We start from the raw sequence: 15,332 nt of genomic DNA on the forward strand, positions 1-15,332 counted from the left end.
TTAATCTAGTTTCTTTTATATGCCTTGAAATTTTTAAGTCTAAGTGCATTTGAAACAACTGAAACTGAACTTAAACTCATAGCTGCTGCTGCAATCATTGGGTTTAATAGAGGTCCTCCAAATACATACAACAATCCCGCTGCTACAGGTATACCAATCGTATTATATCCAAATGCCCAAAATAGATTTTGTTTTATATTTTTTATAGTTTCATGACTAAGTTTAATTGCTGTTGGAACATCCATCAAGTCACTCTTCATAAGCACTATATCGGCAGACTCAATCGCTACATCCGTTCCACTACCTATTGCTATTCCTATATCTGCTTTCGCAAGGGCTGGAGCATCATTTATTCCATCCCCCACCATTGCAACAAACTTACCTTGATTTTGTAACTTTTCAACTTCTTTTGATTTATCTTCTGGCAAAACTTCTGCTAAAACCATATCTATACCTACTTGAGTTGCTATAGCATTTGCAGTTTTTACATTATCTCCAGTAACCATTGCAACTTTTATTCCCATATCATGAAGAATCTCTATTGCTTTTTTACTACTTTCTTTAACTACATCTGCCACTGCAATTATTCCTGCTAACTTTCCATCTACAGCTATATACATAGGTGTTTTACCTTGACTTGCCAATACATTAGATTTTTCTTCTAAAGCTTCAAGGACAATATTATTGTCATTCATAAGTTTTTTATTTCCAAGTAATATATTTTCGTTATTGATAATAACTTGTATACCAGCACCTGGTATAGCTTTAAAATCATCAACTTTTTCTAATTTTATATTTTCTTCTTCTCCATATTTAACTATCGCTTCCCCAAGTGGATGTTCTGAACCTTTTTCTGCACTCGAAGCAATCTTAATAAGATATTCTTCTTCCACATTATTTAATACAATATCTGTTACCTTTGGTTTTCCTTCTGTTATTGTTCCTGTTTTATCAAATATTACTGTATTTACTTTATGTGCAGATTCTAGTGCCTCTCCACCTTTTATCAATATACCATTTTCTGCACCTTTTCCAGTCCCAACCATTATAGCAGTTGGTGTTGCTAAACCTAATGCACAAGGACAAGCAATTACAAGTACTGATATAAATATAGTAAGTACAAAGACTATATCTTTTCCACCTACTAAAAACCACAATAATGACGCCACTACTGCTATTGCAATTACTATTGGTACAAAATATCCAGACACAGTATCTGCAAGTTTGGCAATAGGTGCCTTTGTACCTTGAGCATCTTCAACTAATTTTATTATCTGAGCAAGAGCTGTATCTCCACCAATTTTTTCAGCCTTAAACCTAATAACACCATTTTTATTTATGCTAGCTCCTGTAACTCTACTTCCAACGTTCTTCTCTACTGGTATACTTTCACCAGTAAGCATTGATTCATCAACTGATGTATACCCTTCTATTACAACTCCATCCACAGGTATTTTAGTTCCTGGTTTTACTAATATTATATCTCCTATTTCTACTTCTTCTATAGGAGTTTCTACTTCTTTACCATCAACTAATACTATTGCAGTTTTGGGCTGTAATCCCATAAGTTTTTTAATTGCCTCTGATGTTTTTCCTTTTGATTTTGATTCCAGATATTTACCAAGTAAAATAAGTGCTATTATTATTCCTGCACTTTCATAATACAACTGATGATGGTGCATACCTTGAATTTGACCATTTGCTATTTGTATTGTTGTGTATAAGCTATACAAAAATGCTGCTAGTGTCCCAATTGCAACTAAAGAGTCCATATTAGGACTTAATGAAAAAAGTGCTTTAAATCCATTTATATAAAATTTATATCCAGCTATCATTACTGGTATTACTAAAACTAGTTGAATTAATGCATAATTCAAAGTATTCGTCATAGGATTTATAATTTCTGGCAAAGGCCATGGCCCTATAGGCTTTATTATCATAGGTCCCATTGCTATATAAAACAATGGGACTGCAAATACTATTGCTACTATAAATTTAACAAATAAAGACTTCATTTCTTTTTCTTTTCTTAATTTATCTTCATCTACATCAACCTTATCTCTTACCTCTTCTATTGGCTTATATCCAGCTTTTTCAATAGCTGCTTTTATTTGAGATAATTTTACCTTTGATGGATTGTAGTCTATATTAGCTTTATCTGTTGCTATATTTACACTAATACTCTCTACTCCATCCAATTTTTTTACTACTCTTTCTACAGCTTTTGCACAAGCTGCACATGTCATTCCATCAATTTTCATATCAATTTTTTTATTGCTTTCTTCCTTTATAATTCCATATCCAGCTTTTTCTACAACCTGTTTTATATCATCAAAGCTAACTTTAGAATTGTCATATTCTATTTTCAGTTTTTCAGTAGCTATATTTACGCTTTGGTCATATACTCCATCCATTTTCTTGGTTACTCTTTCTACTGCCTTTGCACAAGCTGCACATGTCATACCTGTAATTTTATAGCTTTCTACTACTTTATTTGAACTCATAATAATTCCTTCCTTTCTTTCAACATATTTTCAATCAATTTATAACTATTTACTTTGATATGTACTCTTGATAAATTGTTTATTTAGAAATCTATATTTTAATTATACCCCCTATAGGTATATTTAATCAATATTTTTTTTATAAATAAATTTATTAGTTATATTTATTTGTATTTACTAGAAAAGTATACTCATAATTAAATATATACATAAAAATAGAGTATATAAATTGTTTAATGTTTGTACAATTTATATACTCTATTTCTTATAATTTATATTCTATTTATAGTTTATTCCTTACATGCTTCGAAGAATTCTGCTTCTGTTTCTTTTATTTCAAGCTCATTGTCTATTATTCCAACAGCTTCTTTTTTAAATGCTCTACATTGACCTATACAACCAGTCTTTACATTTTCTTCTCCAACTAAAGTTTTTAACTTATTTACATCCACATTTGAACAGTTTGGACATACTCTTATCATATTTAAGTTCCTCCTAATTAATGTCTAATTAATAATTTTATACCCAAATATAAAATTTATAAAAATCTTTTTTGTTATAAATTATTTCCATATATTCCATTTTTATCATATTATCAACATTATATAGCCATCTTATAGTTTTTTAGTACTACATGTATGGTGGTATTTGCTGTTTTCTTATTATTTCTAATTCTTTAATTTCTAAAGATTTAATTACATTTACTTTGTAGTTTTCTTTAGATTTTATATATAAAACATCTTCTGTCTTTTTGCCTTCAATAAATTTATGAGACCATTCTAATAGTTCATCAAAATTACAAATCTCTTCTTTTAAGAAAGTATCACTTTCACTAGCGAAATACTTGATTATTATTTTGGTTACTTCCAACATATATCACCCTTTGCTTTTTATTAATATTTTCATTTATAAAGTTATTATTTGTCTAAAAACTTTTTTTAAACAGAATAAATTTTTACATACAAAACTAGCATTTTTGCTCAATTTAAGCTATATTAATACATTTTAATCTATTTCTCCTTGTACCTAATAGTATATTGTGATATAATTAGTAAGTTATTTTAATCGAAGGGAGCAACAAAAATGTCACAAAAACATAAAATTATAAATATCGCAGTTATAGCCCACGTTGATGCTGGAAAGTCAACATTGGTTGATGCTTTCCTTTCTCAAAGTGGTGTTTTTAGAAAGAACGAAGTAGTTAAAGACTGCGTTATGGACAGTAACGACCTTGAAAAAGAAAGAGGCATAACTATATATTCAAAAAACTGCGCAATAAACTATGAAGATTACAAAATAAACATAGTTGATACTCCAGGACATAGCGACTTTTCTTCTGAAGTTGAGCGTGTTATGAAAACTGTTGACACAGTTATTTTATTAGTTGATGCTAGTGAAGGCCCAATGCCTCAAACTAGATTCGTTTTACAAAAATCTTTAGAGTTCGGTTTAAAACCAATATTATTTATAAACAAGATTGATAAAAAAGACCAAAGAGCGGAAGAAGTAGTTAATGAAGTTTTCGATTTATTTGTAGACTTAAATGCAACAGATGAACAATGTGAATTCCCTATAATTTATGGTATAGCTAAACAAGGTATAGCTAAACTTGAAATGGATGATGATAGTGAAGACCTTTCTCCTCTATTTAAAACTATTGTAAATCATGTTGAGGCTTATCCTGATTACGACAATGAACCTCTACAATTCCAAATATCAGCTCTTGCATATGATGATTATGTAGGTAGACTTGGTATAGGTAGAATTTATAAAGGTACTCTTAAAAGTAATACACAAGTTGCTATATGTAGAGAAGATTCTGCTATATCTAAAGGAAAAGTATCAAAACTTTCTGTATATGAAGGTTTAAAACAAGTTGAAGTTGATGAAGCTACTAGTGGAGAAATAGTAGTTATATCTGGTATACCAGATATATCTATAGGAGAAACTCTATGTGATTTAGATAATCCACTACCTATGGAGATGATAAGAATAGAAGAACCTACTCTTTCAATGAACTTCTTGGTAAACGACTCTCCATTTGTTGGAAAAAGTGGAAAATTCGTTACAACTAGACATTTAAAAGATAGACTTGAAAAAGAACTTGAAGTAAATGTAGGGCTTAAAGTTGAACCTCTTGAAACTACTGATGGATATAAAGTTTCTGGACGTGGAGAACTTCACTTATCTATACTACTTGAAAATATGAGACGTGAAGGTTATGAAATTGGTGTTTCTAAACCTGAGGTTTTAATGCATAAAGAAGATGGAAAACTAATGGAACCAGTAGAAAGAGTTGTTGTAAACTGTCCTGAAGTTTATTCTGGTACTATTATAAACGAATTGAACTTAAGAAAAGGTATGATGGAATCTATGTCAATAGAAGGAGACTATGTAAAAATAGAATTCTTAGCACCTACTCGTGGTCTTTTAGGATATAGAAGTGAATTTATAAATGCAACTCGTGGAGAAGGTACTCTAGTTCGTTCATTCGAAAAATTTGAAGAATTCAAAGGAGAAATACCTTCAAGAGGAAATGGTGTTTTAATAGCACAAGGACCTGGTGTTACTATGGGTTATTCTCTTAATGCTTTAAGTGATAGAGCAGTAATGTTTGTAGACCCTGGTGTAGAAGTTTATGAAGGTATGATAATCGGTATGAATTCTAGAAAAGATGATATGGTAGTCAATCCTTGTAAAAATAAGAAAATGAGTAACGTTCGTGCTTCTGGTTCTGATGATGCTATAAAATTATCTCCTCCTAGAATATTTACTCTTGAAGAAGCTCTAGAATTTATAGAAGATGATGAATTAGTTGAAATTACACCTGATTCTATAAGACTTAGAAAAAGATTCTTAAATGAACATGATAGATTAAGATATAATAAATCTAGACAAGGTAAATAGAACATATATTTATCTCTAGTTACTAAAATAGCCATATATACTAAAAGATATCTTTAAGTATATATGGCTATTTTTATTTTAAATTTATATTATTCAATATTTATATAATTAGCTGCTTGAACAGCTGCGATTGCTCCATCTGATGCTGCTGTTATTATCTGGCGTAAAAATTTAGTTCTACTATCTCCTGCTACATATACACCTTCTACCGATGTTGTACAAGATTCGTCTGAAATTATATACCCACCTTCATCCAAGTCAAGAACATTTTCAAACATTTTATTATTAGGTTTAAGACCTATAGCAATGAAAATACCACTCACATCTATGATTCTTTTCTCTTCAGTTTTTAAATTCTTTACTTCTATTTTTGATACAGTCTTTTCTCCTTCTATTTTTTCTACACCATGACTATAAAGTATCTCAATATTCTTTCTTGCCTTCACGGATTTCTCCAGTACTTCTTCACCTCTAAAGCTATCTCTTCTGTGAATTAAATACACTTTTGTACAATTATTGGCTAAAAATAAAGCATCTTCTAAAGCAGTATTTCCTCCACCTACTATAGCTACTTCTTTATCTTTAAAAAATGCCCCATCACATGTGGCACAATAAGATACCCCTCTACCTGTAAATTTTTCTTCTCCAACACAACCTAGTTTACGTCTTTCAACTCCATTTGCAAGAATAACAGCCTTTGCTTTATGCTCACCTGAAGATGTCTTTACAACCTTTATCTTTCCTTCTAAGTTTATCTCTTCAACTTCATCAAACTGAATGTCAACACCTTGAGCAACAGCTTGATTGTATATATTATTAGAAAATTCTACCCCAGAAATTTTTTGAACTGCTGGATAATTTTCTACCTCAGAGGTACTTGCAACTTGACCTCCATAAATACTTTTTTCAAATACTGTAACACTTAATCCTGCTCTCATAGCATAAATTGCTGAAGTTAAACCTGCTGGACCAGCACCAATTACAATGATATCTACCATAACGTTTTACCTCTCTTTATATTATTATTTCTTATATATTATTCTCATTATCTTTATACTTTACTATTATTATCCATATATACTATAAATAAAACATTATTTTTTATTGGTTGATAAAAAGCATTCGTTTAAAAGTTAATAATTCTTTATTTAAATATAATGATTATTTTTTATTAGTTAACTTTATTTTGCAAATATATAAAAAAACTGCAAATAAAATTGACTTTTATTTACAGTTCTTACTCATTTATATAATTTAAAACCTTATTGGTTATCATTTACAGTGTCTTCTAATATATTGTTCTCTGATATATATGATAGAATTGAAAGTCCATACATAACCAAAACTAATGCTGTTGTTATAAGTACTATTCCCATATTTAATACCTCCTTTTGTTTACAGTATACTATTATTATGTGAAATACTTGTGAATTTAATTTGAATATAGCTGTAATTTTACATTAACAATTTCTTCAAATTAAATATTATTAATTATATACTTTTATTAAGTCAATTACGATTAATAGTTTAAATATTAACATTATTTGCTTATATTTATATCATATACCATATAATTACATTTTTCAAATTAAAGTTTTGTAAACTTTTTTTGTAATATAGTGTAATATAAAACTGTAATATTACAGAGATGTAACTGTTCTCTCTTAATTAATTATATTAAAAACAGCTTCACTACTATGAAAATCCAGATTCCCAAGAATTTAAAAAAAGTTAAAAAAATATTTTTATTTGACTCAATTTGATTACAATTTTTTTACAATTTAAAAAACATTTTTTCCAAATTTTTATATTAATGCTTGACTTTGTCTGTTTTATAATCTAGAATAATTAATAATATTAAGAATATTGAAAGGCTTTGATTAGGAAGAGTAAATCTGAATCGGTTACCAGAGAAGGAAACTATTAGCTGAAATGTTTCCCTAATTAGAAAGATTGAAAACTACCTATGAGCTTCTATCTGAAGTTATCTCAATGATTTTAGTAGGAATAGACGTTTTTATTACTTACGTTAAAGTATCAAGTGGATTTTTTTAAATCAATTTGGGTGGAACCGCGGGAAACAGATTCTCGTCCCTTTTTAGGGATGAGGGTCTTTTTTTATTACCTAAAACTAATTTTTAAAATATTCTGTACTTAACTTAATTAGCTAATTAAAAATTTAAAATATATGGAGGGTTATAGAAATGTATTATTCAAGTACAAGAGGCACCAAAGAAAAAGTAACTGCATCGCAAGCAATAATAAAGGGAATCTCAAATGATGGTGGTCTTTATGTCCCAAGTGAATTTCCAAATGTTGAAAATGAACTTATAGATTTAGTGAATTTAACGTATTCTCAGATAGCATTTTTTGTGCTTAGTAAATTTTTATGTAATTTTACTGAAGATGAGATTAAGGGCTGTATAGAAAATGCATATGATGAAAAGTTTGATTGCACTAGTATAGCTCCATTAAATAAAGTAAATGATACTTATTTCTTGGAATTATATCATGGACCAACTTTAGCATTTAAAGATATGGCACTTACTATAATGCCTCATCTTCTTAAAACATCTATTAAGAAAGATAATTTAGATAAAGATGTTGTAATTCTTACAGCTACATCTGGAGATACAGGAAAAGCTGCACTTGAGGGATTTAAGGATATTGATAAGATAAAGATAATTGTATTCTTCCCAGAAGATGGTGTAAGTGCAGTACAAAAGCTTCAAATGAAGACTCAGACTGGAAAAAATACATATGTAGTTGGTATAAAAGGAAATTTTGACGATGCACAATCTGGTGTAAAGGAAATTTTCTCTGACAAAGAATTTAATCAAAATTTATTAGATAATAACTATATATTATCTTCTGCTAATTCAATTAATATAGGAAGACTTCTTCCACAAGTTGCATATTATTTTTATTCATATATGAAATTAGTTGATAATGGAGAGATAAAGTTAAATGATAAAATAAATTTTGTTGTCCCAACTGGTAATTTTGGTAATATTTTAGCTGGATATTATGCTAAACAAATGGGTCTTCCAATAAACAAATTAATATGTGCATCAAATGATAATAATGTTCTTTATGATTTCTTTAAAACTGGTGTTTATGATAAAAATAGAACATTAAAATTAACTTCTTCTCCTTCTATGGATATATTAATATCTAGTAATTTAGAAAGATTGTTGTTTGAGATATCAAATAGAAATACTGACATTGTAAATAAACTACTATCAGACCTTAACAATAATGGAATCTACAAAATAAACGAAGATATGGAAAAAAATCTATCTTCATTTTATGGGGAATATTCAAACGAAGAAGAAGTTAAAGAAACAATAAATAGCGTATTTAAAAATTATAATTATTTAATAGATACTCATACTGCTGTTGCATACAATTGTTATGAAAAGTACAAAAAAGAAACTTCTGATAACACAAAAACTGTTATTGTAAGTACTGCAAGTCCATTTAAGTTTTCTGAAGATGTTCTAAAATCTATAGATTGTGATTTTGAAAAGCTTGATGACTTTGCTATAATTGATAGATTATCAAGTATTTCTAAAATAGATATACCAAAACCTATTAAAAATCTTAAAGATGCAGAAATACTACATAAAGATATTTGTGAAAAAGATGAATTAAAACTAGCTATAAAAAAATTCTTGAAAGTATAGGTGATTATTATGTTAGAGATTATAGTTCCTGCAACAAGTGCTAATATAGGTCCAGGATTTGATTGTCTTGGAATTGCATTAAATATATATAATAAATTTTATATTGAAGAAATCGAAAGTGGTCTTGAAATAGAGGGCTGTGAAGATGCCTATAAAAACGAAAATAACTTAGTTTATACATCTATGAAGTACTTTTTTGATAGAGTTAAGCCAGACAAAATACCTACTGGTATCAAAATAAAAATTCAAAGCGAGGTACCTATTTGTAGAGGTCTTGGTAGTAGTGCATCTTGCATAGTAGCTGGTGTGATAGCAGCAAATGCTCTATCAAATGCTAATTTAGACAAATGTCAATTGCTAAATATAGCATCAGAAATAGAAGGTCATCCAGATAATGTTGCTCCTGCAATTTTAGGAAATATGATTGTCTCTGTGACTGATAACGAGAATATACACTATGATATTATAGAAATTCCTAATGAGCTTAAATTTTGTGCAATGATACCTAATTTTAAGTTATCAACTGAAAAAGCTAGGGGTGTTTTACCAAAAGAAATACCATATTCTGATGGTGTATTCAATGTTAGCAGAGTTGCTTTACTTGTATCGGCTCTACTAAACAAAAACTTTGACCTTCTTAAAGTAGCTTGTCAAGATAAATTACATCAAGATTATAGAGGAACTCTGATTGAAAACTACAGTGATATTGTTGAAAAATCTGAGCAATTAAATAGTATTGGAGTCTTTTTAAGTGGAGCTGGCCCTACTATAATGTCTTTAATAAAAGAAAATGATGATAGTTTTGTAGATAATATGAAAGCTTACCTATCAAAATTAAAATCTGATTGGGAAATAAAAGAGTTATGTTGTGATTCTAATGGAGCCGTTTTAAATATTATATAATTATCATCTCATCTATAAAATATAACTACTCTTTTATTATAATTTGTAGTATAATAATTAGGACTAGGTAATAATATTAAGTATTATAATCTAGTTCTTTAAACATGTTTACATTGAGGAGGGATTATCATAAAAGAGTTAATAATTAGAGATTTAGTTGCAAAAGTTCCGATAATTCAAGGTGGAATGGGCGTTGGTATATCTAGATCATCATTAGCTGGTGCAGTTGCTAAGCTTGGTGGTGTTGGTGTAATTTCTGGGGTTCAAATTGGATACGATGAGGAAGATTTTGAAACTAACACTATAAATGCAAATTTAAGAGCTATAAAAAAACATATTTCTAGAGCTAAAGAAATCTCAAATGGTGGTATTATTGGTATTAATTTTATGGTGGCTATGAAAGAATACGAAACATACGTAAAAGAAGCTGTTAAAGCTGGTGTAGACCTTATAATATCCGGAGCTGGATTACCTAATAAGCTACCATCATTAGTAAAAGGAAGTAATGTAAAAATAGCTCCTATAGTTTCAACTGCAAAAGCTGCTAGTGTAATTTTAAAAATGTGGGATAGGAAAGAAAAAACTACTGCTGACTTAATAGTTGTTGAAGGTCCAAAAGCTGGTGGTCACCTTGGATACTCTAATGAGGAACTTGATAACATAGATTCTATAGACTATGATAAGGAATTTGTTGAAATTTTAAAAGTTGCAAATACTTATGGAGAAAAATTTGGTAGAAATATTCCGGTTGTTGCTGCTGGTGGTATAACATCTAGCAGTGATGTTAAAAAATATATAGACATGGGAGCCAGTGGTGTGCAAGTTGGTACAAGATTTGTTGCTACTTATGAATGTGATGCACATGAGAACTTTAAAATGGCATACATAAATGCTAGTGAAGACGATGTTCATATAGTTAAAAGCCCTGTAGGCCTTCCTGGACGTGCTATAAGAAATAAATTTATAGAAGAAGTTAAAATAACTCGTCCAGAAATAACAAAATGTTACAATTGCTTGATTCCTTGTAACCCAAAAGAAACTCCTTACTGTATTTCCCAAGCTTTAATCAATGCAGTTAAAGGAGATGTGGAAAATTCACTTTTATTTTGTGGAAATGATGCATATAAGATTGACAAGTTAAGCACTGTTGAAGATGTTATCAATGAATTAATTTCTGAGTTGTAATTTAAAAAATTATAATTTAAAATTTTATCAAGCTAAGGAGTTTAAATATGTTATTGATTAATCTTTATTAACATATCTACTTCCTTAGCTTTTTTATATACTTTTATATGTCAATCTATTTTTACTATTCTTCTATTCAACTCAATGTAATAGTAGTCTTATATTTAATCTTCTTTTACAAGCACATTAGTTATTTCAGCTATATACAAAGTGTGATAATCCTTTTGTGGATACCATCTTCCATCTATGCCTTCAGCAATAAAACATTGAGGCTCGATTTTCTGACTATACATTTTTTTACATATAATAGCCATCTTTGCTTCTTTAAAATAAGGTGTATTATTTAAGTATTCTATATTAAATCCAATCTGTGATATCTTATCCTCTTCTCTACCAGATACTTTTCCACAATATGAAAGCTCTTTACGGAAATCTTCCTCAAAAAAAGTAAGAGAAAATTTATCTGTATTATCTATAAATTCCTTAGTATAACGCTGTGGTCTTATTACTACAAAGGCAACATCTTTTCCCCACATAACTCCAAGACCACCCCAACTAGCAGTCATAGTATTTACTTTACCTTCTTTTTCTGCTGTTATAAGTGTCCAATCTTTGCCTATCAATCCAAATGGGTTGTTTTTAATCTCTTCTGCCACAATTTCTTTAAATTCACTCATATCTCAATACCCTCTCATTCTCTTATATTTATGGTACTCTTATTTTCCTTACAAACTATAAATAAAATACCCTTTTTAAATATATTATTGTAAATAAGTAAATATATGAATACACACTTATTTTTTTAATATATTTAATATTTTCACTCAGAATATATATATTCTTTATTTAAATTAAATATAACCTCTATATTTTGCATGTAAATTTTGGTAAAAATATTATTTAATCAAATCAAAACTTGATTTATATACCTGGAAAAGGTATTATATTAAAGAGTGCTTAAAATACGAATTTCGTACATAGGTATCTATAAAATAATAAATAAGGAGAGTGATGGGCAATGGATACTAGTCCGTTGCGGAGAGAATTTTTCACAATCTCATCACTTAATAATATCTAAAATTAAAACTAATACATATATTCAGTTATATAAATTAGCTAATTAATAGATACTATTAAATGATGAGATTTATATAAAACTGAATAAAGGATGTGTTGCCATGATAAGATATTACAAAACTATAGATTCAAAACTAGAGAAACTTAGTTTTTTTGAAGATGGCTGTTGGATAAATCTTGTTGAACCTAATCATAGTGAAATCAACGAAATTTCTAATTTATTAAATATAGATGTAGAAAATATAGAATCTGCACTAGATGAAGAAGAACGCTCAAGAATAGATGTTGAAGACAATCATACTCTTATACTTATAGATATACCAGTAGACGAAAGTGACTCTAATTCTTCTCATTATACTACAATACCCCTAGGTATTATAATAACTAAAGAAGCTATTATAACAGTTTGTAATGCACAAACTAAGATTTTAAACGACTTTATAGTTGGTCATATTAAAGATTTCTTTACATTTAAAAAAACTCGCTTTTTACTTCAGATTCTTCACAAAAATGCAGCTTATTACTTGCATTACTTAAGAAAAATAAATAAAATGACAATCATAATAGAGCGAGAAATTTACAAATCAATGAAAAACAGAGAATTGGTTCAGTTATTGGAATTAGAAAAGTCTTTGGTATACTTCTCTACTTCACTAAAATCTAATGAACTGGTTTTAAACAAGATGGTTAGAACTGCTGGTATAAAGAAATACCCAGACGATGAAGACCTATTAGAAGATGTTATAGTCGAAAATAGACAGGCTCTTGATATGGCTAAAATATATGGAGATATATTGAGTAGAATTATGGATGCTTTCAGCGCAATTATAAGTAATAATCAAAATAATGTTATGCAAATTTTAACAGTAGTTACACTAATTTTCTCAATACCTACAATAATATCAGGATTTTTTGGTATGAATGTTATAAATATGCCATTTTCTAATAATCCAAATGGATTTTGGATTATTCTTCTTATTACCTCTATAATATGTATAGTGATTACATTTTTCATGTCAAGAAATAAGCTATTATAAAATATTAATAAAAAAAGCCCTTAGAATAAATTGACTTCATTTATTCTAAGGGCTTTTATACATTTAAATCTATATACTCTTATAAAGTTTTTTAATTATCATGTTCTTCATCTATAATCATTTCAGTTTCAAGACCTTCTAACATTGAATCTAGACTCTCTTTTATATTTAATATATAAATAGGCACATACTCTTCTTCGTCAATTACTTCTTCTTGTAGCTTAAATGGAGGAATTAATACTTCATCAAAATTTATATTTAAATTAGGAAAATCTTCTACTATTTCTTCACAATTATCATATTCTTCATTAGCTAAAGAAGTATACATATCTAAACTTTTTTTGTAATAAAGACCTGCAAGCATATACTCACACTTCTTACTTCCATATTTAATACCTTCTTTATAATATTTCTCGGCTTCTACATCATCATTTAATTTCAAATAAATTTGTCCTAAATTATATATTGATTCAACACAGCCTTGTGCTCTAGACTTTTCATACCAAAACTTAGAATTTACATAATCTTTATAAAACATATCATAAATTAATCCTACCATATGTTGAGCATACACATTATTTTCATTAGCGGGTGTATCAAACATCATTTTGGCTTCTTCCAATTTTCCTTCTCTGAAATAAATTCTACCTAAGTGTATACGAGCATTCATATGGTTTTTGCTACTTGCCATCTCAAAATATTTTCTAGCATTTTTTGTGTTACCTAGATTTTCATATATGCATCCCAATCTATAGCTAGACCTAGTATCTCCATTTTCAGATGCTTTTTTGTACCAAATTATAGCTTCTTCGATATTGTTTAAATCTTCATAGATGTTTCCTAATTTGATTTGACAAGATGCATTATTTGGAATCCTTGAATAATACAAAATCGCTTTTTCTATGTCTTGATTTTGATAATATAAATCTCCAAGATTTTCAAGGGAACTTTTGCATCCAACGGCTATAGCATCTTCATAATATTTAATAGCATTTTCATAATCTTTTTCTTCAAAATATATACCTGCTAGATTATTTTTTGCCTCTGTTATGTCATCTTCTGCGGCCATTTTATAATAAGTTTTTGCTTTTTCTATATCATTCTCCCTATTATATAGGTTAGCAAGTCTATATTTAGAAAGTGTATGATTTTTTTCTATTGCCTTCTCATAATAATAAATTGCATCTCCTAATTCTTCTTTTCTATCATATACATATGCAAGTCTGTATTCAGATTTTACATCTTCTCTATCTGCACTCTTTTTATAATACCTCTCTGCTTCTTCTAGATTATCATTTATTTCCATAATCATACCTAAATTAAAACAACCTTTTATATGACCTGATTTGTATAATTGCTTATATAAACTTACTGTTGATTTATTATCTTTCTTTTTCCCATTTAATATTGCTAAATTATATTTTGCATCATCATCTAAGAGTACAGAACCTTTTTTATAATATTCATATGCATCATCATCTTTTTCTAAAAAAGTATATAATACTCCTAAATTAAAACAAGCTTTACCTAGGTTATTGTCTGCTGCTTCTTTTAACCATTTTTCACATCTTATAAAATCTTTCATTTTAAAATGGCATACACCCAAATTATTTTGTGCTTGTAAATACCCTAGCGTTGCTATCTTTTCATACCAATATATAGCATACTCGTAACCATCTAATCTATAATACATATTACCTAAATCAAAAGCAGCATCATCACTTCCACTTTTATATGCCATTGAGTACCATTTTTCTGCTTCTTTAAATTGTTTCTTACTTTCATATATATTCCCCAAAGTGTATTGAGACTTTACATAATTATCCAATGCTGCACTCTTATATAATTCTATTGCACTTTCTGTCTTACCCATCTTTTCAAGAAGAGCCCCTTTAGTGTGTACAACTTTAGGGTCACTGGATATATTTTTTATTTTTTTTATAGAAAATTTTGTATTTTTCATTATTAGCTACCTACCCATTTTATAAAATATATTCTCTCAAACATTATTATACATTATAATCCATAATTAA

At 28.5% G+C, this 15,332-nt stretch carries 11 protein-coding genes and 1 other annotated feature; of the genes, 5 read left to right on the forward strand and 6 right to left on the reverse strand.

What is annotated here, in order from left to right:
- Positions 1-5 precede the first annotated feature (5 nt).
- From ACTG44_RS11080 to ACTG44_RS11090, 3 genes are all read right to left on the reverse strand, one after another.
- Complete coding sequence (locus tag ACTG44_RS11080) at positions 6-2,504, reverse strand: heavy metal translocating P-type ATPase (RefSeq protein WP_479920462.1); 2,499 nt, start codon at positions 2,502-2,504, stop codon at positions 6-8.
- 290 nt (positions 2,505-2,794) lie between these two features.
- Positions 2,795-2,986, reverse strand: a complete 192-nt coding sequence (locus ACTG44_RS11085; RefSeq protein ID WP_003424459.1) for a hypothetical protein — start codon at positions 2,984-2,986, stop codon at positions 2,795-2,797.
- Positions 2,987-3,134: 148 nt separating this feature from the next.
- Positions 3,135-3,377 carry a hypothetical protein gene (locus tag ACTG44_RS11090; protein WP_021384973.1) on the reverse strand — a complete coding sequence of 81 codons (243 nt, stop codon included), beginning with the start codon at positions 3,375-3,377 and terminating at the stop codon, positions 3,135-3,137.
- Positions 3,378-3,587: 210 nt separating this feature from the next.
- Here ACTG44_RS11090 and typA point away from each other — a divergent pair, with 210 nt between their 5' ends.
- The gene (typA, locus tag ACTG44_RS11095; RefSeq protein ID WP_021384963.1) at positions 3,588-5,411 is read left to right on the forward strand and encodes a translational GTPase TypA; all 1,824 of its coding nucleotides are present in this window, start codon (positions 3,588-3,590) and stop codon (positions 5,409-5,411) included.
- 89 nt (positions 5,412-5,500) lie between these two features.
- Here the strand turns inward: typA and trxB are convergent, their stop codons facing one another.
- A complete protein-coding gene (gene trxB, locus ACTG44_RS11100) occupies positions 5,501-6,409 on the reverse strand; it encodes a thioredoxin-disulfide reductase (protein ID WP_021384962.1) in 909 nt (302 codons plus the stop codon).
- Between the two features lie 869 nt (positions 6,410-7,278).
- Positions 7,279-7,510 (forward strand) — a binding site (T-box leader).
- Positions 7,511-7,615: 105 nt separating this feature from the next.
- Between trxB and thrC the strand changes: the two genes are divergently transcribed.
- From thrC to ACTG44_RS11115, 3 genes are all read left to right on the forward strand, one after another.
- Positions 7,616-9,097, forward strand: a complete 1,482-nt coding sequence (gene thrC, locus ACTG44_RS11105) for a threonine synthase (protein WP_479916907.1) — start codon at positions 7,616-7,618, stop codon at positions 9,095-9,097.
- Positions 9,098-9,106: 9 nt separating this feature from the next.
- A complete protein-coding gene (thrB, locus tag ACTG44_RS11110; RefSeq protein WP_021384974.1) occupies positions 9,107-10,000 on the forward strand; it encodes a homoserine kinase in 894 nt (297 codons plus the stop codon).
- 126 nt (positions 10,001-10,126) lie between these two features.
- Positions 10,127-11,185, forward strand: a complete 1,059-nt coding sequence (locus ACTG44_RS11115) for an NAD(P)H-dependent flavin oxidoreductase (RefSeq protein ID WP_079747000.1) — start codon at positions 10,127-10,129, stop codon at positions 11,183-11,185.
- 164 nt (positions 11,186-11,349) lie between these two features.
- Here the strand turns inward: ACTG44_RS11115 and ACTG44_RS11120 are convergent, their stop codons facing one another.
- Entirely contained in the window at positions 11,350-11,862 is a 513-nt protein-coding gene (locus tag ACTG44_RS11120; protein ID WP_021384966.1) for a flavin reductase family protein, read from the reverse strand.
- A gap of 501 nt (positions 11,863-12,363) precedes the next feature.
- On the opposite strand from ACTG44_RS11120, the gene ACTG44_RS11125 reads away from it, so the two are divergent.
- Positions 12,364-13,299, forward strand: coding sequence for a magnesium transporter CorA family protein (locus ACTG44_RS11125; protein ID WP_021384983.1), 936 nt, complete (start codon positions 12,364-12,366; stop codon positions 13,297-13,299).
- 91 nt (positions 13,300-13,390) lie between these two features.
- On the opposite strand, the gene ACTG44_RS11130 is transcribed toward ACTG44_RS11125, so the two are convergent.
- Positions 13,391-15,262 (reverse strand): tetratricopeptide repeat protein, encoded by a 1,872-nt coding sequence (locus tag ACTG44_RS11130; protein ID WP_021384960.1) that lies wholly within the window; start codon positions 15,260-15,262, stop codon positions 13,391-13,393.
- Between the last annotated feature and the right edge of the window lie 70 nt (positions 15,263-15,332).

It is taken from the genome of Clostridioides sp. LIBA-2809, from assembly GCF_056688965.1.